Here is a 22,957-nt window from a genome sequence, read left to right as displayed (position 1 = left end):
TCACCGGACCCCGAACCGGTAGCCGAAACCGCGCACGGTGTGGACGTAGCGCGGACGCTCCGAGGACTCGCCGATCTTGGACCGGAGCCGCTTGACGCAGGCGTCCACGAGCCGCGCGTCGCCGTGGTAGCTGTGCTCCCAGACCGCTTCGAGCAACTGCTGGCGGCTGAAGACCTGGCCCGGCGACGCGGACAGGGTGAGCAGCAGCCGCAGCTCCGAGGGCCCGAGCGCGACCTGCCTGCCCTGGACGGCGACGGTCAGCCCGGCGCGGTCGATGACCAGGTCCCCGTGGTGCTCGGGGCGCGGTGCGGTGTGGTCGTCCGGCGGGCCGCCCGCGCGGCGCAGCACCGCCCGGATCCGCGCGTCGAGGACCCGCCCCTTGACGGGCTTGACCACGTAGTCGTCCGCCCCGGCCTCAAGGCCGACGACGATGTCCGTGTCGTCGCCGCGCGCGGTGGCCATGACGATCGGCACCTGGTCGTGGGCGCGTATCCGGCGGCACACGTCCAGGCCCGGCATGCCGGGCAGCATCAGGTCGAGGATCACGACGTCGGGCCGGAACGCGCGGAGCTGATCGAGCCCGTCCTCGCCGGTCGCGGCGGCGGTGACCTCGTGTCCCTGGCGCCGCAGGGCGAGCCGCAGGCCGTCCCGGACGGCGCGGTCGTCTTCGATGATCAGGACACGGGGCATGGAATTCAGTATGCGTGGGCACGCGCGGGAGTCACCGGGCCGAGGGCGGCTGTTACACAGAGGTCCAACAGCGGTCCAGGCGCGATCACACCGCCGCCGCACGCTGACATCCCATGAGCGTGCACCGATCGACCCCCTCACCGGCCGCCGGAACCCGGCGGCGCCGCCGCGGCCGCCGGACCCGCGGCGGTTCCGGCCGGAAGCGGCCGGTCCTGTGGTCCGGCCTCGCGGCTGCCCTCGCGCTGCTGCTCGCCTGCGGCTACGTCGTCAAGGACCGGACGGCCGCCGGTCACGGGGCGGAGGCGTCCCAGGCCCCGACCGTCCAGGCGAAGGCGTCCGCGAGCGCTTCGGCCTCCGCCTCCGCGAGCGCCTCCGCGTCGGCTTCCGCCTCGCCGTCCGGCGGGGCCACCGGGGACGACCCCGGCTCCATCCCGTCCGAGGGACCCGGCACCTTCACCACGGCCGCGGGCGGCAGCGAGCGGGTCGGCGGCACCGGGCGGGTCCTCACCTACGAGGTCCAGGTCGAGGACGGCATCGGTATCTCGGCGAGCGAGATCGCGGCCGAGGCGGAGAGCGTGCTCGCCGACCCCAGGGGCTGGACGGCCGACGGCCAGGTGGGGTTCCGGCGGGTGTCGGGCGGGAAGTCCGACTTCCGGATCCGGCTCGCCACGGCGGCCACGGTGGACCGGATCTGCGGCGAGTACGGCCTCGACACCGGCGGCGAGGTCAACTGCGACGTGGGCCAGAACGTCATGGTCAACCTCAAGCGGTGGCTGCTGGCGACCCAGTACTACGCCGACGACGTGACCTCGTACCGGGCGCTGATCATCAACCACGAGGTCGGGCACTTCCTCGGGCACGGCCATGTGACCTGCCCCGGCGCGGGCGAGCCGGCGCCGGTGATGATGCAGCAGATCAAGGGGCTGCACGGCTGCCGGACCAATGTCTGGCCCTACGACCGCGACGGGACGTACGTCACCGGGCCGAGCGTGGCCTGAGCGGACGCGCCCCACAGGGGTGCGCCCGCCCGGCCGGTGCCTTCGGGTCGCCGGCGGCTCAGCGCAGGTACGCGCCGAAGTGCGCGTCCGTGGCGGGCGCGGACAGGTCGCCGGGGTTGAAGGCGGCAGCGGCGTCGGTGGTCAGACCGCTCGTGGTGCCGCGCAGCACCCAGACGGCGCCGTCGGTGCTGTTCTCGTCCGGGGCGCCGACGACGATGTCGCTGTGGCCGTCGCCGTCCACGTCGAGCAGCCCGGTCGTCGCGCCGAACCGGTCGCCCGACTCGGCGACCCCGGGCACCCCGGCGGTGTTCTGGTTGAAGACCTGGGACCCGGTGCCGGTGAAGCCGTCGGGGCCGCCGGGGATCAGGGCGAACGAACCCGCGTCGGTGAGATCGCTGAAGTCCTCGCCCGCCAGGCCGAGCGCGATGTCGTCGTAGCCGTCGCCGTTGACGTCGGCGACCGAGACGCCGGACTCCAGCAGGTCGCCCTCCTCCTGGGCGCCGTAGAAGCCGGGCAGGGACTGGTCGAAGGAGACGGTGTTGTCGGAGGACAGACCCGAGGCCGAGCCGTAGGCGACGCGCACCTTGTCCTCGCCCCAGCCGTCGGCGCCGACCACCACGTCGTCGTAGCCGTCGCCGTTCACGTCACCGATCGCGGTGCCCGCGACCTCGCCCGTGGAGTCGCCGGGCGCCCCGTAGCCCTGCTTGAAGCCGGCGGCGCCGCCGAGCAGCAGGCGGTTGCCCCAGGTGCCGTCGCCGGTGTAGATCCACTGGACGATGTCGTCCTTGCCGTCGCCGTTGACGTCGCCGACCTCGCCCTTGCGGACCGGGCCGATGATCGAGTCGCCGTCCTCCACGCAGCCCCCGCCGGTGGCGCAGGAGGCGTCGTCCTCGTCGTAGCCCCACCACGCGGACTTGTCGAGGATGTTGAGCACGGCGGCGGGCTTGCCCTCGCGGGTTATCGGGCCCTTCCACAGGGCGGCGTCGGCGCCCTCGGGGTCGTCGCCGCCGACGGACTGCGCGGCGAACAGCGCGAGGTCCGTGGTGCCGTCCCCGTCGAAGTCGCCGATCTGCGGGGCCGCGCCGTACCCGGCGACGGCCGTGCCGCCGGTGAGCCCGGAGGCGGAGCCCCACAGGATCACGGAGCCGGCCTTGCCGCCCGCGACGACCAGGTCACTGAAGCCGTCGCCGTCCAGGTCGCCCTTGGCGAAGGTGGACCCGAAACGCTGGCTCGCGGTGGCGGAGCCGGGAACGCCGCTGGTGGAGCGGCTGATCAGCTTCTTGCTGCCCGCGTCGAGGCCGTTCGCGGAGCCGTACATCACGGCGACGTAGCCGGCCTTGGCGGCGCTGGAGACGGTGGCGTCGGGGGCGCCCACGACCAGGTCGGCGTAGCCGTCGCCGTTGAAGTCGTCCCGGGCGTCGGCCGATCCGGCGGCGGCCGTCCGCGCGGTGCTCGGCGTGGCGGCCTGGGCGGTGGCAGCGGTCAGCGCGAGGCTGCCGAGGCCGCCGGCCACCAGCACCGCGGCGGCCAGCGGCGCCGTCAGCCGGGCGGATCGGTTGCTGCGTCGTACTACTCGGGACATGCGTATGCCTTTCGGGTCGGTCAGGTCCGGCGCGGCAGCGCTCGGCGTGCACCTGGTTCGACGGAAGGAACGCGTCACTGGTTGTACGAACGGATGTCATTGTTCCGTAACCGACCGGTGGGGCCGGTGTGCCGAAAGGGCCGCCGAACACCCCCTGAGCAGGGAGGAGTTCGACGGCCCTCAGGTTTTCCTGCCGACCGCTACCAGATCGCTTCGACCCACTCCGGGTGGTCGATGAACGGGTTGCGGTTGTGCTGGTAGGTGTCGTAGATGACCTGGTTGCGGTTCTCCTCGAAGGCGCTCGGCGGGTCCTCGTCGTTCCACTGCTTGAGGACGGAGAGCTTGCCGATGTACGGGTTGGAGCCGTTGTTCACCTTCTCGTTGGGCTCCAGGTCGGCCCAGCCGTCGTCGCCCTCGTAGCGCACGGCCATGTAGAGGATCATGCGGGCCACGTCGCCCTTGTCTGCGTCGCGCGGCTCGAAGGAGTCGGAGTCGACGAGGCTGCCGCCGCCGTTGGTGACCGTGCTGCCGCCGTTGTCGAAGTCCAGGTTGCCGCGGATGCTGTTGACCTGGACGTCCGCCGGGCGCAGGTGGTGCAGGTCGGTGCCGGGTCCGGTGGCCTCGCCGAAGTCGCCGTGGGACTTGGCCCAGGTGTGCTCGCGGTTCCAGTCGCCGACGTCGCCGCCGTTGAGGGACTTGCTGCGGGAGACGCCGCTGTAGAGCAGGATCACGTTGCTGCTGTTGTTCGGGTCCTGGTCGGTCTTCTTCAGGGCGTCCCAGACCGCGGAGTACGAGATCTTGCTCTGGCTGCTGATGATCGTGTGCAGCGAGGACTTCAGGCTGGTCCCGGTCTTACCGATCGCGTTCTTGTAGTACGTCGAGTCGTAGTCCGTCGTCGTGGCCGCGGCGGGGGTCGCGGACAGCGCCGGCAGGGAGAGGGCGGCCAGGACGGTGGCCGTGGACAGTGCCACCGTCTTCCAGTGACGTGTGCGTGTCGCGAGCATGTGGGGTGTCCGATCTACGCGGGTTGAATGGAGGCGGCACCGGTGAGAGTGGCATGGACATGAGGTCCTGTCCATGAATCGCGCATGTCGATCGGATGACGGGAAGTGGCAAATCGGGGCTTGTCTACGCGAGTTGATGCGGGGAGATGTCCGGAACGAGTCCGGTAGACGGCTTGACACGGCGAGCGGCCCCCGACCTGGTGGGGTCGGGGGCCGCTCGCGGTGATGCTGTGCCGGGGTCAGCTGACGTCCGACGGGTCCAGGCGGTAGATGGTCGACTCGTTGGTGCTCTGGGAGGAGGAGTCGTCCGAGGAGCCGTCCGAGCCGGACTTCTCGGAGTCGGAGTCCGACGAACCGGACGACTTGCTGTCCGAGCCGGAGGACTTGCTGTACTCGCTCTCCGCCACGGCCGTGCCGTGCTTCTGCACCCACTCGGTGACCTCGGAGCTGAGGCTGGAGTCGCCGCTCCGGCCGCCGCCCATGCCGCCGCCGAGCTGGATGTAATGCAGCTCGCCGTTCTTCACCAGCTCCTTGAGCTTGGCGACCGTCATGGCCTTGTCGCTGCCGGTCCAGCCCCACATCGAGATGACGGGCTCACCGCTGCTGAGGATGAGCTGCGCGGCGCTCTGCGAACCGGACACGGCGAGCAGCCACTTGGCGCCGTCCTGGTGCTTCTTGAGGTAGGTGATCAGCTCGGTACTGGCGCCGCCGTCCATGCCGCCGCCGCTCATGCCGCCACCGCCGCCGGGGCCACCGCTCGTGCCGCTGCCGCCGGGGGCTCCGCCGGACTCGCCGCCGCCGGGCAGCTGGCCGCCGCTGGGCATCTCGCCGTTGGCCTGACCGCCGGGGAAGCCGCCCTGCTGGCCGCTGCCCTGCTGGCCGTCGGCCTGCTGCGAGCCGCCGCCGGGCATCTCGCCGCCGCCGGGCATCTCGCCGTTGGCCTGACCGCCACCGGGGAAGCCGCCGCGGCCACCGCCGCCACCGCCGCCACCGGGGCCGCCCATGCCGCCGCCCGTCGTCGGTCCGGCCGTCGGGTTTGTCCCGCCCATGCCGCCGCCGGAACCGGACGGCACGGACCAGGCGTACGCCGCCGGACCGGCCACCGAGGCGACGACGGCCGCGATCAGGGAGGCCGCTAGCAGCCGTACCCGCCTGCCGGAGACGGCGGACCGGAAGACGAGGAGCCCCGCGATGGCGAGCGCCATGACGACGGCGATCACCGGCCACAGCCAGGTGTTCCAGCCGGAGGCCCGGCGCAGGAGCACGACGGCCCAGACACCGGTGACCGCGAGACCGGCCGGCAGCACCCACACCCACCGCTTGTCAGTGCGGAAGGCGCGCGCCAGCATCACGCCACCGCCGCCGCACAGCGCCGCGATGCCCGGGGCGACCGCGGTCGTGTAGTACGGGTGCATGGTGCCCTCGGCCATGGCGAAGGTCAGGTAGTGCAGCGCGGTCCAGCCGCCCCACAGGACGAGCGCGGCGCGGGTGAGGTCGGTGCGCGGGGCGCGGCCGCGCAGGACCAGGCCGCCGACGAGCGCGATGCCCGCGAACGGGATCAGCCAGGAGATCTGGCCGCCGAGAGTGTCGTTGAAGAGCCGGCCGAGGCCCGCGGTGCCGGAGAAGCCGCCGCCGCCTCCATCGCCGCCGCCCCCGCCGTTGCCCTCGCCGCCGAAGACCCGGCCGAGGCCGTTGTAGCCCATGATCAGATCCCAGGCGCTGCCGTCGGTCGAGCCGCCGATGTACGGCCGTGAGTCCGCGGGGACCAGGGAGACGGCCGCCGCCCACCAGAAGCTGGACACCGCGAGCGCGACGGCGGCCAGCACCAGGTTCCGTACGCGCTTGGCCCAGCCGAGGCGCGAGGCGTACACGTACATCGCGAAGACGGCGGGCAGGGCGATGTAGCCCTGGAGCATCTTGGTGTTGAAGGCGAGGCCGAAGCACACCGCGGAGCCGAGCAGCGGCAGCAGCCGGTCCGTGCGCAGGGCGCGCAGGCCCAGGGCCGCGCCGCCGACCATCAGCAGCACCAGCAGGGTGTCCGGGTTGTTGTCACGGTTGATGGCGACGGTGATCGGGGTCAGCGCGAGCACCAGCGCGGCGACGGTCGCCGCGACGTGGCCCCACACCCGCTTCACGGACGTGTGCAGGATCCAGATCGTGCCGAGCGCGGCGGCGATCATCGGCGCCATCATCTGCCAGGTGCCGAAGCCGAAGATCCGGCAGGACAGGCCCATCACCATCAGCGCGAACGGCGGCTTGTCGACGGTGAGGAAGTTGCCCGCGTCCAGCGAGCCGAAGAACCACGCCTTCCAGCTCTCCGAGCCGCTCAGCACGGCGGCGCTGTAGAAGCTGTTCAGACCGGAACCGGACAGGTTCCAGGAGTACAGGACTCCGGCGAGCACGAGGATCGCGAGCAGCGCGGGCAGCGACCAGCGCGGCGCCTTGCCCTCGTCCGCGGCGGGCGCCTGCGGCGGGGGCCAGTCGGGGGCCGTGGTCGCGTCGGGGTGGGGATCGGTGGCTGATGTCACCGTCCCACCGTGCCGGAACGCCTTGGGCGCGCACTGTGGCCGACCTTTGGGCTGTCTGTGGATTGGATGAACGGAGGGTAAGACCGCCGCGCGGCATCAAGAACGGCTGCGGCTGCGCGGCCTGGCCTGCTCACCGCCCGCCACTCAGGACCGCGGGTCGCCGTCCTTGACGGCTCCGACGAACACGGACCAGCTGACCGCCGAGACGAACAGGACGGGCCCGTCGGGGACCTTGGAGTCGCGGACGGGTATACCGGCGGGGTGGTCGTCGCGGACTTCGAGGCAACTCCCGGCTTCGTTGCCGCTGTACGACGACTTACGCCAGCCGCTCAGCTCGTCGGCCTTCCGGATGGGGTGCTTAGCCATGGGCTACGTGTTCCTTCGCTCTCGTCTTGAGGAGGGCCAGCGATTCTCGCAGTGAGAGCGCATCGCTCAACGCGTGATAGTAGGCGCCCTGCAACTGCTCGACGAGAGTCGGACTGTCGTGAATCTTCGCGACCTGGATCCCCTCCGAGTACGCCACCGGGGGCTGGTCGTCGAACCACATCAGGCTCAACATGCTCTGCATGACCGGGTAGGACCCTTGGTCTTGGGGCATCACGTGCACTCGTACGCGGCCGCTCTCGACAAGGTTCGCCAAGTGCGTGAGCTGTTCGGCCATGACGTGTCGGCCGCCCACCGCGCGGGACAGCAGTCCCTCATCCAGCAGAGCCCAGAAGACCGGAGTCAGCGGATCGTCGAGGACGCGGGCCCGCTCAAGGCGTGTGACAAGGCGCCTGTCACATTCCTCGTCACCCAGAGGAGGGAAGGTTGTGCGCAGAACCGCACGAGCGTACGCCTTCGTCTGGAGCAGGCCAGGAATGAACGTGACCGCCAACTCGTGAATCTTCGCTGCCTGTTGTTCGAGTCGTAGAGCCACTTCAAAGTAGTCGGCGACCGTCGCGCTTTCGGTCGGCAGGAAGCTGCTCAGCACGTTCCCGGTGTTCAGGGCTCTGTCCAGTTGTCGCGCGTCCTCCTTGGACGGGATGCGGCGCCCCGCCTCGACGTGGGCGATGTGCGAACGTGTCATGACCGCTGCATCCGCCAATTGCTGCTGCGTCAGCCCCGCCGATTCGCGCTGTTGTTTGAGCCAGTCGCCGTAAATGTTGCCCATTTATCCCTTTCCGATGTGACAGATGATTTGTCACATCCGAACCCCTGGCGAGGCTAGCCCGTCCTGCCCCAGGCTGTAGTCGTATCGCTACAGACAGCGATACCCCCGCGACCGCGCGACCGGTCCGGGGGCGTGGCCATCAACCAATCGCTGTTACCCAAGGAGTTGACGACGTGCGTCACCGTATCGCCCGGTTCGCCTTTTCGCCCCTGACTCTGCTGCTTCGGCTCCTGCTTCCCGGTACGGGGCGGCGGCGCCGACGACGTACCGCCGGTGTCCCGGCAGCCGCCTGTACCTGCCCCTGCACCTGCGCCCAGACCGACGCCGCCACGGAGTACCGCACCGGGGACCGCCCCTTGCGCGGTGAGGACCACGTGATGATCCGGCCCTATCTCGTCGCTCATGAGCGACAAGAGGAGGCCGCGCGGCAACGGGCCCGCCGCCGCGCGCTCTGGTTCGCCGTGCACGGCGTCGACCTCGGACCCCGCGTCATCCACGGCATGGAGGTGGCGTGATGAGAGACGGGAGCGACGAGGGCGGCTATCCGCGCTCCGCGCGGCTGCTGCCCTGGGGCGGCCCCGAGGGCAAGCGCGCCTACCTGCTCGGTGACGGAACCGGCCCGCTGTCCCGGCTCGCCGACGCCGTCGAGACGGCCCAGCTCGACATGGCGGTCACCCTGCTCGGGCACGCCGACGATCTGCTCGACGCCGACGACCCGGCCGCGACTTCGGCCCAGCTCCGCTACCTGCTGGCCCGTATGCGCGAGGCCCTGGCCGACGTGCACCGCGTCGCGGAGAGCCGGGGTACACAGGCAACCCATTGCGGGTGCGGCTGATCTTTAACGGTCCGGCCCCCTGGGCGTCACCGCTCCGTCCTACGGTGACGCCCATGCGCCTGCGACCCGTACTCGCCACCGTCACCGCCGGCCTGGCGGCGGCCACCTGTCTCTCCGTAGCCGGACCTGCCGCCGCCGGTACCGCCACCAGCGCCGGTACCGCCACCGGCCACGCCTGCTCCTCCGCCGTCGGGATCACCGGTTTCTCCGACGCCCTCGACAAGACCACCTACACCGACGGCACCTACGTCGGGAACTTCTCCGCGCTGGCCGAGAACCGCGACGGTTCGCTCGCCGCCCTCTCCGACCGGTCCTCGCTCTTCCGGCTGGATGCCAAGAGCCTCAAGCCCAAGGGCGTCGTCCAGCTCGCCGACGAGAGCGGGGCCGCCCTGGACAGTGAGGGGCTGGTCGCCGACCGCGACGGCACGTACCTCGTGTCGTCGGAGACCGAGCCGTCCATACGCCGGTACAGCGCGGACGGGAAGATCCTCGACCGCCTTCCCGTGCCGGACCACCTCCAGGTCGCCCCGGCCGGGCGCGGCGTCACCAACGGGACCTTCGAGGGGCTGACCCTGCTCCCCGGCGGCCGTACCCTCGTCGCGTCCATGGAGTACGCGCTCTCCGGCGACGACAGCGGCCTCGTACGGTTCCAGACCTGGACGCGTGGCAAGGGCGGGCACTGGCGGCTCGGCGCCCAGTACGCCTACCCCGTCGACTCCGGGCTCGGCGTCCCCGAGATCACCGCCACCCCCGACGGGCGGCTCCTCGTCCTGGAGCGCGGCTTCACCTCCGGTGTCGGCAATACGGTGCGTCTGTACGTCGCCGACACCCATCGGGCCACCGACACCAGTGACGTCGAAAGCCTCACCGCGGCCGGTGTCCGGAGCGTCAAGAAGACCCTCCTCGCCGACATCGCCTCCTGTCCCTCCCTCGGCGCCACCGCCAAGCAGCCCCAGCCCAACCCCCTCCTCGACAACATCGAGGGCATGGCCGTCACGGAACGGGAGAAGGGCCGCCTGAAGGTGACCCTCGTCAGCGACGACAACCAGGGCGCCACCCAGACCACCCGCTTCTACTTCCTCCGCGTCCGGCTGCCGTAGCCCCCGCCCCGCTCGCGGCGGCGGCGCAGGTCGCTCCTTGGAGTGACGCGGTGCCGCACGCGAGCGCCTAGTGTCGGGCGGATGAACGTGCTTGACGGCAAATGGCCCAGGTGGGGCGCCGACGCCGGCCTGGTCGCCCTGACGCTGCTGCCGCCCCTGCTGTCGCAGCCGTACGTGGACATCTCCGCCCCCGCCTGGTCGTCGCTCCTCGGATACGAGGCGGTGGCCGCGCTGGTCCTCGTGGTGCGGCGGCGCTGGCCGGTGACGGCCTTCGTCACCGGCTTCGCCGCGCTCCTCGCGGCCCTGGTGGGCAGCGCGGGCGCGGACGCCAAGCTGACCCCGCTGGTCTTCGTCTCCCTCGCCGTGCTCTTCCACAGTCTGGGCAGCCACTGCGCGAGCTGGCCGCGGACCGTGCTGGCGCTGCTCGGCGGTGCCCTGCTCGCCGCGCTCGGCCTGTGGGTGAATTGGCTGACCGCCGATGCCAGAGAGTTCCGGGGCGGTCTCGACGTACTCGCCGCCCTCGCGCCGATGCCCCTGGTGTGGGCGATGGGGTTCGGCGCGCGGTCCCGGCGTGCGCTGCTCGCCGCGGCCGAGCAGCGGGCGGCCGAGGCGCGGCGCGCCCAGCTCTTGGAGGCGGCGCAGGCCACCCAGCGGGAGCGGGCCCGGATCGCCCGCGAGATGCACGACGTGGTCGCGCACTCGCTCACCCTGCTCGTCGTGTACGCCGAGACCCTGCGGGCCCGCGGCGGCGAGCTGCCCGAATGGGCCCGCACCCAGGTCGACGGCCTCGCGGCGGCCGGGCGGCAGAGCGGCGGCGAGCTGCGCGATCTGCTGCGCATGCTGCGTGATCCGGCGGAGGCGGCCCCGCTCCAGCCCGTGCCCGGCATCGGCGATCTGGACGCCCTGCTGGACAGCCACCGCGCGGCCGGCGGGACCGTCGACGTGCGGATGACGACCGAGGCACCGGCGGGAGCGGTGACAGGGGTCGCGCTGGAGTCGTTGCCCGGGCCCGTACAGACGGCGGTCTACCGCGTCGTACAGGAAGCGCTGGCCAACGCCCGGCGGCACGCGCCCGGGGCGCCCGTCCGGATCGCCGTCGACGCCGACGCGGGGCGGCTGCGCTGCGAGGTCGAGAACGGCCGCGGTGTGCGACGCGGCACGGCGGGCGCGGGGATCGGGCTCGGCCTGGTCAGCATGCGCGAGCGGGTCGCCGCGCTCGGCGGAGAACTCACCGCGGGACCGACCGACGACGGCGGCTTCCGCGTCGCCGCCACGCTGCCGGTGACCGCCGCCTCGCTGCCGGGCGCCGCCACCACGCCGCCCGTCGCCGCCACCGCACCGCTGGAGGACACCGGTGTCTGAGCCCGAGCAGATCAGCGTGCTCGTCGTCGACGACGAGCCGATCATCCGCGCCGGGCTGAGCGCGATCCTCGACAGTCAGGCGGGCCTCACCGTCGTCGGTACCGCCGACGACGGCGAGGCGGCCGTCGAGGCGTGCGCCCGGCTCCGCCCCGACGTCCTGCTCCTCGACATCCGCATGCCCCGCCGCAACGGCCTGTGGGCGCTGGCCGAGCTGGGCCGCCGGGGCTTCCTCGGCCCCGGGCGGAGCCACGTGCTCATGCTCACGACCTTCGACCTGGACGAGTACGTCGACGACGCGCTCGCCGCCGGCGCGTCCGGCTTCCTGCTCAAGAACAGCGCCTATGAAGAACTGACGGGAGCGGTGCGCGCCGCCGCGGCCGGGCACAGCGCCCTGAGCCCGGCCGTGACCCGCCGCATCATCGAGGGGCACCTGCACGCCCGGCAGCGGCCCAGCGACCAGGAACTGGCCCGGCTGGCGGACCTCACCGAGCGGGAGCGCGACGTGCTGCGCCTGGTCGGGGACGGGCTGAGCAACGCGGAGATCGCCGACCGGCTCGTGGTGAGCCTGCACACGGTGAAGACGCACGTCAGCCGCATGCTCACGAAGACCGGCTGCCAGAGCCGGGCCCAGGCGGCGGTACTGGCCAGGGACACCCTGTCCTGACGGGGCGCGAGGAGTGTCATTCCTTGGAATGACCCGTGGCCCGCCCACAGCCCGCCATCGAGCGATGTACCGGGCGTCCCGCGCTGGCTGAATGGTTGCAGTGCGCAGGGCCCGCCGCAGATCCGCACAGTGAGCGGGGCGAACGCCGGGCCCCCGACGCGCACGAACCCACCGTCATGCGCCGAAGGGAACCACCATGTCCGCACACACCCCGTCCCGCCGCTCCCGCCGCTCCCGTCTCCTGCGCGGAGCGCTCGCCGTGACCCTGGCGGCCGGCATGAGCGCGCTGCTCATGGGCTGCTCGTACTCGGGGTCCGGCGACTCGGGGTCCGGCGCGGCGAAGGCGTCCGCCGGGCAGGGTACGGCGGCCGGTAAGAAGCTGGCCGCGCTCGCGCAGAAGGCGGCCGACCAGGGCTCCCTCGGCGTGATCGTCCGCGTCGACACCGGCGACGGGAAGCCCGTGGAGATCGCCAAGCAGGCCGCCTGGACCAAGGACGACCACCGCATCGCCGCCGACGACCGGTTCCGGGTCGGGTCCAACACCAAGACGGTCACCGCGACCCTCGTCCTGCAACAGGTCGCCGCCGGGAAGATCGGCCTCGACGACACCGTGGAGAAGTGGCTGCCCGGAGTTGTCCAGGGCGGCGCGGACATCACCGTACGGATGCTGCTCAATCACACCAGCGGTCTTGGTGACTTCCTGCTGACCCCGGAGTTCCTGCCGTCCCTCACCGGCCAGGAGAAGCGGACCTGGACGCCGCGGGAACTGCTCGCCATCACGCCCGAGCAGGACCCGCCGGCCGAGCCCGGCGAGACGTACTCCTACAGCAACGCCAATTACGAGGCGCTGGGGCTCATTCTCGAGAAGGCCACCGGGAGCGGGCTGGCCGAGCTGATCGAGGACAAGATCACCGGGCCGCTCAAGATGAAGGACTCGTTCCTCGCCACGGACGCCGACTGGGACACCGGCAAGAACTCCGGCAAGCAGCATGTGACCGGGTACGAGCCGGATGCCGCCCGGCTGAAGGAGATCCTGTCCGGGACCGTCGACCTGCCCGACGGAGTCGGGTTCGCCGGGGCCGAACGTCCCGGCGACAACGTCGACACCTCCGCCATCGACCCGAGCTGGTCGTGGGCGGCGGGCGGCATGGTCTCCACCGCACGCGACTGGCAGACCTTCCTCACCGCGCTGAACTCCGGTGAGCTGCTGCCCGAGGCCCAGCTGAAGCAGATGCGCACCACCGTGGACGCGCCCGAGGAGGGTGGCGGCTACGGGCTCGGCCTGATGCGGGTGGACACGGCCTGCGGCACCGTCTGGGGCCACACCGGCGGCCTGCCCGGCTACTCCAGCGAGATCTACACCGACGCCAGCGGCACCCGTAGCGTCGCGGTCTTCACCAGCACCAACTTCGGGATCAAGGAGAAGGCCGCCGCGACCGCGAACAAGGCGCTCGTGGACGCGGCGACCTGCACGATGCTCGGCAAGCAGATCAAGTAGAGCGAGCGGATGCGCCGATTGTTGCGGAGGGATGAAATCCGCTTCCCTCCGCGTTGATCCCTTCCGGTGGACCGGCGGGTGGACCGGGTACACCGACGTGGACCCACGGACGACCCCGGATCCGCGGACTTGGACCTACGGAAGGGACCGGCGTGGCAGCGGAGCAGGAGGCGCGGAGCGGCTGGGCACGGCGGCTCGCGGGGTACGCCTGGCGCAAGCCGAGGAACGTCGTGCTGGCGCTCGGCGCCTCCCTCGCCGGCATGGCCCTCATGGCGCTGGTGCCGCTGATCACCAAGGTGATCATCGACGACGTCATCGGTGATCACAGCCGGTCCATGACCGTCTGGGCGGGCGCGCTCATCGGCGCCGCCGCCCTCGTCTACGTCCTCACCTTCGTCCGCCGCTACTACGGCGGACGCGTCGCCCTCGACGTCCAGCACGACCTGCGCACCGACATGTACCGGGCGATCACCCGGCTCGACGGGCGGCGCCAGGACGAGCTGTCCACCGGGCAGGTCGTGGGCCGGGCCACCAGCGACCTCCAGCTCATCCAGGGGCTGCTCTTCATGCTGCCGATGACCATCGGCAACTTCCTGCTGTTCCTGGTCTCCCTCGGGATCATGGCCGCCCTGTCGCTGCCGCTCACCCTGGTGGCGCTCGCCGTCGCCCCGGCCATCTGGTTCGTCGCCAAGCGCAGCCGCAGCAAGCTGCACCCCGCCACCTGGTACGCGCAGGCCCAGGCCGCCGCCGTCGCGGGCGTGGTCGACGGCGCCGTCAGCGGCGTACGCGTGGTGAAGGGGTTCGGGCAGGAGGAGCAGGAGACCGGGAAGCTGCGGGAGGTCGGGCGGCGGCTCTTCGCCGGGCGGCTGCGCACCGTCCGGCTCAACGCCAAGTACACCCCCGCCCTCCAGGCCGTCCCCGCGCTCGGGCAGGTCGCCATGCTCGCGCTCGGCGGCTGGCTCGCGGTACGCGGTCAGATCACCCTCGGTACGTTCGTCGCGTTCTCCTCGTACCTCGCGCAGCTCGTCGGACCGGTGCGGATGCTCGCCGTGGTGCTCACCGTCGGGCAGCAGGCCCGCGCGGGCGCCGAGCGTGTGCTCGAACTGATCGACACCCGGCCGTCGATCGAGGACGGGACCAAGGAGCTGCCCGCCGACGCGCCCGCGACCGTCGAGTTCGACGATGTCTCGTTCGGGTACGAGGAGGGGCGCCCGGTCCTGAGCGGGCTGTCCTTCGAGATCCGGGCCGGTGAGACCCTCGCCGTCGTCGGGTCCTCCGGGTCCGGCAAGTCGACCGTCTCGCTGCTGCTGCCGCGCTTCTACGACGTCACGCACGGCGCGGTCCTCGTCGGCGGCCACGACGTCCGCGAGCTGACCCAGGACTCACTGCGCGCCGCCATCGCCCTCGTCCCCGAGGACTCCTTCCTGTTCTCCGACACCGTGGGGGCCAATGTCTCCTACGGGCGGCCGGACGCCACCCAGGAGGAGATCGAGGCCGCCGCCCGTGCCGCGCAGGCCGACCGGTTCATAGCCGAGCTGCCGGACGGTTACGACACCAAGGTGGGCGAGCACGGGCTCACCCTCTCCGGCGGGCAGCGCCAGCGCGTCGCCCTCGCCCGCGCCATCCTCGCCGACCCCCGGCTGCTCGTCCTGGACGACGCCACCTCCGCCGTGGACGCCCGCGTCGAGCACGAGATCCACGAAGCGCTCGGCCGGGTCATGGCGGGCCGCACCACCCTGCTCATCGCCCACCGCCGCTCCACCCTCAACCTCGCCGACCGCATCGCCGTACTGGACGACGGCCGGCTCGCCGACCTCGGCACCCACGACGAGCTTCAACAGCGGTCCGCCCTCTACCGGCGGCTCCTCACCGACCCCGACGAGCTGGGCGGCGTCTCACCCGGACACAGCCTGCCGTCCGCCGCCGCGCCGCCCGAGGACACCTCCGTCCGCGAGGAGCTGGACGCCGAGTTCGACGCCGAGCGCGGCGTCACCCCTCGGCTGTGGACCGGCGACCGCGAGCCCCGCGACCACGCGCTGGCCGGCATGCCCGCCACCCCCGAACTGCTCGCCCAGGTCGAGGCGCTGCCCCCGGCCACCGACGTCCCCGGCATCGACGAGGCACGCGCCGTACGGCCCGAGCGGTCGTACGGGCTGCGGCGGCTGCTCAGCGGCTTCGGGCTGCCGCTGCTCGTGAGCCTCGGCCTGGTCGCCGTCGACGCCGGTATGGGACTGCTGCTGCCGGTGCTGATCCGGCACGGCATCGACGAAGGCGTCTCGCAGCTCGCGCTCGGCGCCGTGTGGACGGCCGCCGGGCTCGGCCTGCTCGCCGTCCTCGTGCAGTGGGCGGCCCAGATCGGCGAGACCCGGATGACCGGACGGACCGGCGAACGGGTCCTGTACTCGCTCCGGCTGAAGATCTTCGCCCAGCTCCAGCGGCTCGGACTCGACTACTACGAGCGCGAACTCACCGGGCGGATCATGACCCGGATGACCACGGACGTGGACGCGCTCTCCACGTTCCTCCAGACCGGCCTGGTCACCGCGTTCGTCTCCGTCGTCACCTTCTTCGGCATCATGGCCGCGCTCCTCGTCATCGACGTCCAGCTCGCCCTGGTCGTCTTCGCCACGCTGCCCCCGCTGATCGTCGCCACGTTCTTCTTCCGCCGCGCGAGCGTGAAGGCGTACGAGCTGGCCCGCGAGCGGGTGTCGCTGGTCAACGCCGACCTCCAGGAGTCGGTCGCCGGGCTGCGCATCCTCCAGGCGTTCCGGCGCGTGACGCTGGGCGGCGAGCGGTTCGCCGAGGGCAGCGACAGCTACCGGCGGGCCCGCATCCGCGGACAGCTCCTGATCTCCGTGTACTTCCCGTTCGTACAGCTGCTGTCCTCGGTGGCCGCGGCGGCCGTGCTGATCGTGGGCGCCCACCGGGTGGACGCCGGCACTCTGACGACCGGCGCGCTGGTCGCCTACCTGCTCTACATCGACCTGTTCTTCGCGCCCGTGCAGCAGCTCTCCCAGGTCTTCGACGGCTACCAGCAGGCCACCGTCTCCCTCGGCCGCATCCAGGAACTCCTGCGCGAGCCGACGTCCACCGAGGCCGCCGACGAGCCGCGTCAGGTGCGCTCGCTGCGCGGCGACATCGCCTTCGAGGACGTCGACTTCGCGTACGGGGCCGCCGGCTCCGGCTCGGGCTCCGGCTCCGACGAGCACGAGGAGGCGCTCAGCGGGATCTCGCTGACCATCCCCGCCGGGCAGACCGTCGCCTTCGTCGGGGAGACCGGCGCGGGCAAGTCCACCCTGGTGAAGCTGGTCGCCCGTTTCTACGACCCGACGTCCGGGCGGGTCACCGCCGACGGGACGGACCTGCGCGCCCTCGACCTCACGTCCTACCGCCACCGGCTGGGCGTCGTTCCGCAGGAGGCGTACCTCTTCCAGGGGACGGTCCGCGACGCCATCGCCTACGGGCGGCCCGCCGCCACCGACGCCGAGGTGGAGGCCGCGGCCCGCGCGGTCGGCGCGCACGACATGATCGCCACGCTCGACGGCGGCTATCTGCACGAGGTCGCCGAGCGGGGCCGCAACCTCTCGGCGGGTCAGCGGCAGCTGATCGCGCTGGCCCGCGCCGAACTCGTCGACCCGGACGTGCTGCTCCTGGACGAGGCCACCGCCGCGCTCGACCTGGCCACCGAGGCCCAGGTCAACCACGCCACCGACCGGCTCGCGGGCCGCCGCACCACCCTCGTCGTCGCCCACCGGCTCACCACCGCCGCCCGCGCCGACCGGATCGTGGTGATGGACCACGGCCGGGTCGCCGAGGACGGCACCCACGACGAACTGCTGGCCCTGGACGGGCGGTACGCACGCCTGTGGCGGACCTTCGTGGGGGAGCCGGTGGCCACGGCGGCCCAGTAGCCCGCTCGTGGGGCCCTCAGCACGCTCGTGGGGTCCTGGGCACGCTCGTAGGGCCCTCGCGGGTCGGCGTCTCATGTGGTGCGGCGGCCCCTGGACGCCGCCGCGGCCGCGAAGACCGCCCCTCCTGGCACCCCGAACAGGACGTGCCGCTCGCCGCCGCGCTCACCGCGGCGGCCGCCGGACGCCGGCTGATCAGGGTCGGTGACCCGGCCGACCCGGCCGTCCTCGACACCGACCCGTTCACCGCGGACGTCCGTACCCTGTGGGAGATGCCGGTGCACGCCACGCTGCCGGCAGGACGGTGGACGTTCGGCGGACCGGGGGACTGACAGGGGTCGGTCCGCGCAACCATCCGCCCTACCTCACGCGTCCGTACATCAGTACGCCTGTGAGGCGGTGGGGGAGGACATCAGTGGACAAGGGTGCGATACGCCGGCGGCTCGCGCTCGGCACGGCCGTGCTGACCACGGCCGGTCTGCTCGCGCTGGCCGCCCCGGGCAGCGCGCAGGCGGCCTCGTACTGCTCGGGACGCAAGGTGCGCACGCTGCCCTTCAGTACCGGCTCCGTGCAGGTCTACAGGTCCGGCGGTTACGTGTGCGCGGTGACCTTCCCCGAGAAGAAGAAGGGCCGCAAGCAGATGTCGGTCAGCGTGCAGGCGCGCGGCAGCCGTCCGGTCGCCGACAAGGGCAGCTACACGCACCACGCCGGACCGGTGACCGTGCACGCCGGACACCGCTGCGTCCGGATCAAGGGCCGGGTGTCGGCCGGATCGGTCAACTCCGGCTGGATCCTGTGCTGAGCACCCGCTGAGCACCCGCTGAGCACCCGCTGAGGACCCGCGAACGGCCGGGCGGCTGACCGGCGCCCTCGATTTCAGGGCAAATCCACAGCTTTCCCTTGGCCGCCCTGGTGCGCCGCGGGTGCGCTCCGCTACGTTCCGGCGGACATCCGCGTAAATCCAGGGGAGGGTGCATGCGCAAGGCGCTCAGATGGCTGCTGGCGCTCACCGTGCTCATAGGCACACTGAGCACGGCCGGAGCGGCCACCGCCGCTCAGCCGGAGGCCACGAGTACGTCGGCCGCGGCCGGGACGGACATCAAGGACCGGCTGCTCGCGATACCCGGCATGAGCCTGATCGAGGAGAAGCCCTACACCGGCTACCGGTTCTTCGTCCTCAACTACACCCAGCCGGTCGACCACCGGCACCCGTCCAAGGGCACGTTCCAGCAGCGCATCACCGTGCTGCACAAGGACACGTCCCGCCCGACGGTCTTCTACACCGGCGGCTACAACGTCTCCACCACGCCCAGCCGCCGCGAGCCGACCCAGATCGTGGACGGCAACCAGATCTCGATGGAGTACCGCTACTTCACTCCGTCCCGGCCCGCCCCGGCCGACTGGTCCAAGCTCGACATCTGGCAGGCGGCCAGCGACCAGCACCGCATCTTCAAGGCGCTCAAGCCGGTCTACGGCGCGAAGTGGCTCTCCACCGGCGGCTCGAAGGGCGGCATGACCGCCACGTACTACGAGCGGTTCTACCCGCGCGACATGGACGGCGTCGTCGCCTACGTCGCCCCGAACGACGTCGTCAACGACGAGGACTCCGCCTACGACCGCTTCTTCACGCAGGTCGGCACCGAGGAGTGCCGCGAGAAGCTGAACGCCGTGCAGCGCGAGGCACTGGTGCGCCGCGAGCCGCTGGAACAGAAGTACGCCGCCTACGCCGCCGACAACGGCTACACGTTCGACACGATCGGCAGCCTGGACCGGGCGTACGAGGCGACCGTCCTCGACTACGTCTGGGGCTTCTGGCAGTACAGCCTGCTCGCCGACTGCGAGACGATCCCGGCCGACGCCGCGCACGCCACGGACGACGCCATCTGGACTTCCGTCGACACGATCTCCGGCTTCTCCGCCTACACCGACCAGGGCCTGGAGACGTACACGCCGTACTACTACCAGGCGGGTACGCAGCTCGGCGCGCCCACGATCCACTTCCCGTACATCGAGAAGAAGTACATCAGCTACGGCTACCAGCCGCCGCGGAACTTCGTGCCGCGCTCCATCCCCATGAAGTTCCAGGCGTCCGCCATGCGGGACGTCGACAGCTGGGTCCGCCACCACGCGAGCCAGATGCTGTTCGTCTACGGCGAGAACGACCCGTGGGGAGCCGAGCCCTTCCGTCTCGGCGCGGGCGCCCGTGACTCCTACGTCTTCACGGCGCCCGGCATGAACCACGGCGCCAACGTCGCGGGCCTGAAGGCCGAGCAGAAGGCGCTGGCCACCGCCCGCATCCTCAAGTGGGCGGGCGTCGCCTCCGAGCAGGTGCAGTCGGACCCGTCGGCGGCCAAGCCGCTCGCGAAGTTCGACGCCAGACTCGACAAGCGCGACGTGGAACGCGAGCCCGCGCTCCGGCCGTAACCGGCACCGTCCGCACGCAGACCGCCCCCCGGCCACCCGGCCGGGGGGCGGTGTGCTTCAGCGGTCCTCCGCCGTGTCCCCAGCCGCCCGCAACCACCGCCGGAGACCGTGAAGGCGCAAGGCGCAAGGCGCAAGGCGCAAGGGGCGAAGGCGCAAGGCGCAAGGGACGAAGGCGGCGGACGCTCGGCCGGGAGGGGCGCGATGAGCAGCGGGGGCGGCGGTACGGGCATGGGCGGTGGTACGGGCATGGGCGGTGGCACGGGCACGGGCGGTGGTGTACGGGGGCTGCGGCGGGGACGGCCATCTGGTCTCGCGGGTCTGCGGGTCGTGGCGGGGGCGCCGGAGCCGGGGCCCGGGCGGCTGATCACGCACGCCGGGGCCGCGCTGGCCGCCGTCGCACGGACCGGCGGCTCGCCGGCGCCCGACGCGCTGAGCGCCTGCTACCTCGACCTGTGGACCGGCGACCGGCTGCTGAGCCGCGACGGCGGCGACGCCTCCGCCGCCGGGCGCCACCTCGTACCGGTGCTGCTCCTGGAGGGCGTGGCCGGTCTCGCGCCGGTCCTGGGGGCCCGGCTGCACCGGCCCGACGCGGCGGCGGCCGAGTACCGGCGCCACCGGCGCGTCCTGGTGCGCGCCGTCCAGCGGCGCTCCGCGCGGACCCGGGACGAACTCGCCGCGCGGCTCGCCGCGATCGCCCTCGGCGAGGACCGGCTGGCCCGGCCGCTGACCCCGGTACGGCCCGGCGCCCTGCCCCGGCCGCTGGCGGAGCTGGCCGGGGGCCTGGAGGCGGAGCGCCGGGAACTCGCCGCCCGGTGCGCGGCGTTGCGCGACCCGGACGGCGCCGCCGCACCGCCGCCGGGCGCGGTGGCGGACGGCCTGGTCGAACGGTGCGCCGTGCTCGCCGCGGCCGCCGCCTGCCTCGACGGCTGGCACGGCAGCGGGCCGACCGCGCCGAGCGTCGCCGTGCAGCGGGCCCGGCTGTGCGGGGCGCTGTTCCGGCTGGCCGTACGGCTGGAGCTGCCGGTCTCGGACGCGGCCGGTACGGCCTGGCGCGCGGACGTGCTCCGCTGCGCGGCGGCATGATGCGTTCCGCGAAACGAGAACAGAACCCTTTTTTCTTTTTGTTTGCCGCCGTTATGCAGACAATGTGCAGCCATTATTTCGAGCAGTCGACGGCTAGTGTGACGGCGGTCACGACGATTCGAGTGGCATGGAGCGATCCGCTCTTATACCTTCCCTTATATCCCTGCTCGCACCGGTTGACCGCCGGTGCCCGGGGTTGGCGCGATCAGGTGCCACGGCCGGGAATTGATCACTTCTTGCCGTGTGCGGCCGAAAACATGGGGGAAAATTGAAGTTCAAGTTGCTCGGACAGTTCGAAATAACGGGGGACGACGGCGGGTCCACGACCTTGAGCAGGTCGAAAGTCAGTCAACTGCTGGGACTGCTGGTCGTCCAGAACGGGGAGTCGGTCGGCGCCCACGTGCTCATCGAGGAACTGTGGGGCGAGCACGTGCCGCGCAGCGCCCTCACCACCCTCCAGACGTACATCTACCACGCCCGCAAGATCTGCGGCGGCGCCGGGCCCGGCGGGCGGTCCGTGCTGGTCACCCGGGCCGCCGGCTACAGCATCGAGGTGCCGGGCGACCACATCGACGTCGTCGTCTTCGAGGGTCTGGTCGGCCGGGCCCGCACGGCGCTCGACCGGGGTCAGGCGGAGGCGGCCGCGCGCCTGCTCGACGAGGCGCTGGGGCTGTGGCGCGGACCCGTCCTCGCGGGCATGATCACCGGCTCGGTGCTCGACGCGCACCTCACTTACGTCAATGAATTGCGGTTCGCCGCGCACGAACTGCTGATCTCGGCCTGCGCCCGGCTCGGCCGCCACCAGGAGATCATTCCTCGGCTGCGGCTCCTGGTCGCCGAAAATCCGCTCAACGAGAGTTTCCACGCCCAGCTCATCAAGGCGCTGCACAAAACCGGAAGGCGGGCGGAAGCGCTTCAGGCGTACCGGAATCTCTGGCGCATCCTCGACCTGGAGCTGGGAATAGAGCCCGCTCCGGAACTTCAGATGCTCCAGCACGAGCTGGCATTTCCTGCGGAACAGCGGATGAATACCCGCCCGATATCGGGGCGGCGTACTTCCGCCTGACGGCCGGGGGCCTCACGCGCGCGGTACGCGCACCGCGTACCGCGCGCGGGTCAGTCCTTCGTGCGTGTGTCAGTCCGTGGGGAGCAGGCCGCGGCGCAGGGCCTCTATCTGGTCGGCCACCATCCGCCGCGAGACGGCCGCGTGCCCGATGCCCACCGAGGCGTGGAACGTGCCCCGGTAGCGGACCAGTTCGGTCCGTACGCCCGCCGCGACCAGCCGGTGCGCGAACGCGACGCCCTCGTCCCGCAGCGGGTCGAACTCGCACACCCCGACGAACGTGGGCGGCAGCCCCGCCAGGTCTTCGGTACGGGTCCGGGCGGGCGCCGCGAGGGACGGGGCCGGGCCCGTACCGGCGTAGTGCCCCCAGCAGAGCCGGAGCGCGGCCCGGTCCAGGACCGGGGTGTCGGTGAACTCCGTCGCCGAGGGCGAGTCAAGACGGTCGTCGAGCTGCGGGAACAGCAGATACAGGAAGCGGACGCGGACGCGGACGCGGGGGCCGGGGCCGGGGTTGGGGTCAGGGTCGGGGCCGCCCCGCTCGTGGGCGCGCAGCGCCGTCGCGGTGGCCAGGGCGCCGCCCGCGCTGAACCCGCCCACGCCGATCCGGTCCGGATCGACGCCCAGCTCCGCGGCGTGCGCGGCGATCCACGCGAAGGCCGCCCAGCAGTCGTCGAGCGCGGCGGGGAAGGGGTGTTCGGGGGCGAGCCGGTAGTCGGGCGACACCACCAGCGCGCCCACCCGGTCCGCGATCCGGGCCGCGAAGGCGCGCGGGGTGTCCAGGTCACCGGTGACGAAGCCGCCCCAGTGCGGGAAGAGCAGCGCGGGCAGCGGCTCACCGGAGCGCTCGGCGGGCTCGTACGTCCGGACGGTCAGCTCCGGTCCGCCCGGCACCGGCAGGGTGCGGTCGGTGACCCGTACCCGGTCCAGGTGCGCGTAGGGCGGCTGGGCGGACATCACCGCGCGCATGGTCCGGCGTGCCCCGGCCGGATCGGCGTAGTCCAGGGGCCGCATGCGCGCCGCGAAGGGGGCCAGTTCGGGGTCGAAGGCGTAGGGCGCCGGCACGGT

20 protein-coding genes are annotated in these 22,957 nt (G+C 72.1%); 13 read left to right on the top strand and 7 right to left on the bottom strand.

Annotated elements, in window-relative coordinates:
• On the bottom strand, positions 1 to 690 hold the full coding sequence (locus ACFV6E_RS13180; RefSeq protein ID WP_385461242.1) for a response regulator: 690 nt from the start codon (positions 688 to 690) through the stop codon (positions 1 to 3).
• A 113-nt stretch (positions 691 to 803) separates the two neighbouring features.
• Here ACFV6E_RS13180 and ACFV6E_RS13175 point away from each other — a divergent pair, with 113 nt between their 5' ends.
• On the top strand, positions 804 to 1,688 hold the full coding sequence (locus tag ACFV6E_RS13175; protein WP_385461239.1) for a DUF3152 domain-containing protein: 885 nt from the start codon (positions 804 to 806) through the stop codon (positions 1,686 to 1,688).
• Positions 1,689 to 1,746: 58 nt separating this feature from the next.
• Here the strand turns inward: ACFV6E_RS13175 and ACFV6E_RS13170 are convergent, their stop codons facing one another.
• The 5 genes from ACFV6E_RS13170 to ACFV6E_RS13150 all read right to left on the bottom strand — a co-directional run bounded on the left by ACFV6E_RS13170 (position 1,747) and on the right by ACFV6E_RS13150 (position 7,955).
• Positions 1,747 to 3,270: an FG-GAP-like repeat-containing protein gene (locus tag ACFV6E_RS13170; protein WP_385461236.1), complete on the bottom strand. Its 1,524-nt coding sequence runs from the start codon at positions 3,268 to 3,270 to the stop codon at positions 1,747 to 1,749.
• Between the two features lie 200 nt (positions 3,271 to 3,470).
• The gene (locus tag ACFV6E_RS13165; RefSeq protein ID WP_385172581.1) at positions 3,471 to 4,274 is read right to left on the bottom strand and encodes an endonuclease I family protein; all 804 of its coding nucleotides are present in this window, start codon (positions 4,272 to 4,274) and stop codon (positions 3,471 to 3,473) included.
• Positions 4,275 to 4,513: 239 nt separating this feature from the next.
• Positions 4,514 to 6,802: an ArnT family glycosyltransferase gene (locus ACFV6E_RS13160; RefSeq protein ID WP_385461233.1), complete on the bottom strand. Its 2,289-nt coding sequence runs from the start codon at positions 6,800 to 6,802 to the stop codon at positions 4,514 to 4,516.
• Between the two features lie 144 nt (positions 6,803 to 6,946).
• Positions 6,947 to 7,168, bottom strand: coding sequence for a DUF397 domain-containing protein (locus ACFV6E_RS13155; protein ID WP_385162753.1), 222 nt, complete (start codon positions 7,166 to 7,168; stop codon positions 6,947 to 6,949).
• Complete coding sequence (locus tag ACFV6E_RS13150; RefSeq protein WP_385461230.1) at positions 7,161 to 7,955, bottom strand: Scr1 family TA system antitoxin-like transcriptional regulator; 795 nt, start codon at positions 7,953 to 7,955, stop codon at positions 7,161 to 7,163. Before ACFV6E_RS13150 ends, ACFV6E_RS13155 begins: the two co-directional genes overlap by 8 nt.
• Positions 7,956 to 8,128: 173 nt before the next feature.
• Between ACFV6E_RS13150 and ACFV6E_RS13145 the strand changes: the two genes are divergently transcribed.
• From ACFV6E_RS13145 to ACFV6E_RS13090, 12 genes are all read left to right on the top strand, one after another.
• Positions 8,129 to 8,470, top strand: coding sequence for a hypothetical protein (locus ACFV6E_RS13145; RefSeq protein ID WP_385162757.1), 342 nt, complete (start codon positions 8,129 to 8,131; stop codon positions 8,468 to 8,470).
• The gene (locus ACFV6E_RS13140) at positions 8,470 to 8,790 is read left to right on the top strand and encodes a hypothetical protein (protein ID WP_385461227.1); all 321 of its coding nucleotides are present in this window, start codon (positions 8,470 to 8,472) and stop codon (positions 8,788 to 8,790) included. The genes ACFV6E_RS13145 and ACFV6E_RS13140 overlap by 1 nt, the downstream gene beginning before the upstream one ends.
• A 53-nt stretch (positions 8,791 to 8,843) precedes the next feature.
• Positions 8,844 to 9,890 (top strand): esterase-like activity of phytase family protein, encoded by a 1,047-nt coding sequence (locus tag ACFV6E_RS13135; RefSeq protein WP_385461224.1) that lies wholly within the window; start codon positions 8,844 to 8,846, stop codon positions 9,888 to 9,890.
• Between the two features lie 81 nt (positions 9,891 to 9,971).
• A complete protein-coding gene (locus tag ACFV6E_RS13130) occupies positions 9,972 to 11,252 on the top strand; it encodes a sensor histidine kinase (RefSeq protein WP_385461221.1) in 1,281 nt (426 codons plus the stop codon).
• Entirely contained in the window at positions 11,245 to 11,916 is a 672-nt protein-coding gene (locus ACFV6E_RS13125; RefSeq protein WP_385461218.1) for a response regulator, read from the top strand. Before ACFV6E_RS13130 ends, ACFV6E_RS13125 begins: the two co-directional genes overlap by 8 nt.
• Positions 11,917 to 12,175: 259 nt before the next feature.
• Positions 12,176 to 13,414: a serine hydrolase domain-containing protein gene (locus ACFV6E_RS13120; protein WP_385461307.1), complete on the top strand. Its 1,239-nt coding sequence runs from the start codon at positions 12,176 to 12,178 to the stop codon at positions 13,412 to 13,414.
• Between the two features lie 152 nt (positions 13,415 to 13,566).
• Complete coding sequence (locus tag ACFV6E_RS13115) at positions 13,567 to 17,325, top strand: ABC transporter ATP-binding protein (protein WP_385461215.1); 3,759 nt, start codon at positions 13,567 to 13,569, stop codon at positions 17,323 to 17,325.
• Between the two features lie 143 nt (positions 17,326 to 17,468).
• Positions 17,469 to 17,654 (top strand): hypothetical protein, encoded by a 186-nt coding sequence (locus ACFV6E_RS13110; protein ID WP_385461212.1) that lies wholly within the window; start codon positions 17,469 to 17,471, stop codon positions 17,652 to 17,654.
• Between the two features lie 83 nt (positions 17,655 to 17,737).
• Positions 17,738 to 18,124, top strand: coding sequence for a hypothetical protein (locus tag ACFV6E_RS13105; RefSeq protein ID WP_385461209.1), 387 nt, complete (start codon positions 17,738 to 17,740; stop codon positions 18,122 to 18,124).
• Positions 18,125 to 18,297: 173 nt separating this feature from the next.
• Positions 18,298 to 19,746 carry a S28 family serine protease gene (locus ACFV6E_RS13100; protein ID WP_385461206.1) on the top strand — a complete coding sequence of 483 codons (1,449 nt, stop codon included), beginning with the start codon at positions 18,298 to 18,300 and terminating at the stop codon, positions 19,744 to 19,746.
• Positions 19,747 to 19,947: 201 nt separating this feature from the next.
• Positions 19,948 to 20,829: a hypothetical protein gene (locus ACFV6E_RS13095; RefSeq protein ID WP_385461203.1), complete on the top strand. Its 882-nt coding sequence runs from the start codon at positions 19,948 to 19,950 to the stop codon at positions 20,827 to 20,829.
• Positions 20,830 to 21,157: 328 nt separating this feature from the next.
• Complete coding sequence (locus ACFV6E_RS13090) at positions 21,158 to 21,895, top strand: BTAD domain-containing putative transcriptional regulator (protein WP_385168494.1); 738 nt, start codon at positions 21,158 to 21,160, stop codon at positions 21,893 to 21,895.
• A gap of 69 nt (positions 21,896 to 21,964) precedes the next feature.
• On the opposite strand, the gene ACFV6E_RS13085 is transcribed toward ACFV6E_RS13090, so the two are convergent.
• Entirely contained in the window at positions 21,965 to 22,954 is a 990-nt protein-coding gene (locus ACFV6E_RS13085) for an alpha/beta hydrolase (RefSeq protein ID WP_385168497.1), read from the bottom strand.
• Between the last annotated feature and the right edge of the window lie 3 nt (positions 22,955 to 22,957).

The sequence above is a fragment of the Streptomyces sp. NPDC059785 genome, assembly GCF_042732375.1.
Classification (GTDB): domain Bacteria; phylum Actinomycetota; class Actinomycetes; order Streptomycetales; family Streptomycetaceae; genus Streptomyces.
Note: the sequence above shows the minus strand (reverse complement) of the source record. Positions and strands in the feature narration are given on the sequence as shown.

Coding starts and splice junctions, on each gene's coding strand:
- ACFV6E_RS13180 (WP_385461242.1), bottom strand. CDS start 690: ATGCCCCGTGTCCTGATCATCGAAGACGACCGCGCCGTCCGGGACGGC.
- ACFV6E_RS13175 (WP_385461239.1), top strand. CDS start 804: ATGAGCGTGCACCGATCGACCCCCTCACCGGCCGCCGGAACCCGGCGG.
- ACFV6E_RS13170 (WP_385461236.1), bottom strand. CDS start 3,270: ATGTCCCGAGTAGTACGACGCAGCAACCGATCCGCCCGGCTGACGGCG.
- ACFV6E_RS13165 (WP_385172581.1), bottom strand. CDS start 4,274: ATGCTCGCGACACGCACACGTCACTGGAAGACGGTGGCACTGTCCACG.
- ACFV6E_RS13155 (WP_385162753.1), bottom strand. CDS start 7,168: ATGGCTAAGCACCCCATCCGGAAGGCCGACGAGCTGAGCGGCTGGCGT.
- ACFV6E_RS13150 (WP_385461230.1), bottom strand. CDS start 7,955: ATGGGCAACATTTACGGCGACTGGCTCAAACAACAGCGCGAATCGGCG.
- ACFV6E_RS13140 (WP_385461227.1), top strand. CDS start 8,470: ATGAGAGACGGGAGCGACGAGGGCGGCTATCCGCGCTCCGCGCGGCTG.
- ACFV6E_RS13135 (WP_385461224.1), top strand. CDS start 8,844: ATGCGCCTGCGACCCGTACTCGCCACCGTCACCGCCGGCCTGGCGGCG.
- ACFV6E_RS13130 (WP_385461221.1), top strand. CDS start 9,972: ATGAACGTGCTTGACGGCAAATGGCCCAGGTGGGGCGCCGACGCCGGC.
- ACFV6E_RS13100 (WP_385461206.1), top strand. CDS start 18,298: ATGCGCAAGGCGCTCAGATGGCTGCTGGCGCTCACCGTGCTCATAGGC.
- ACFV6E_RS13095 (WP_385461203.1), top strand. CDS start 19,948: ATGAGCAGCGGGGGCGGCGGTACGGGCATGGGCGGTGGTACGGGCATG.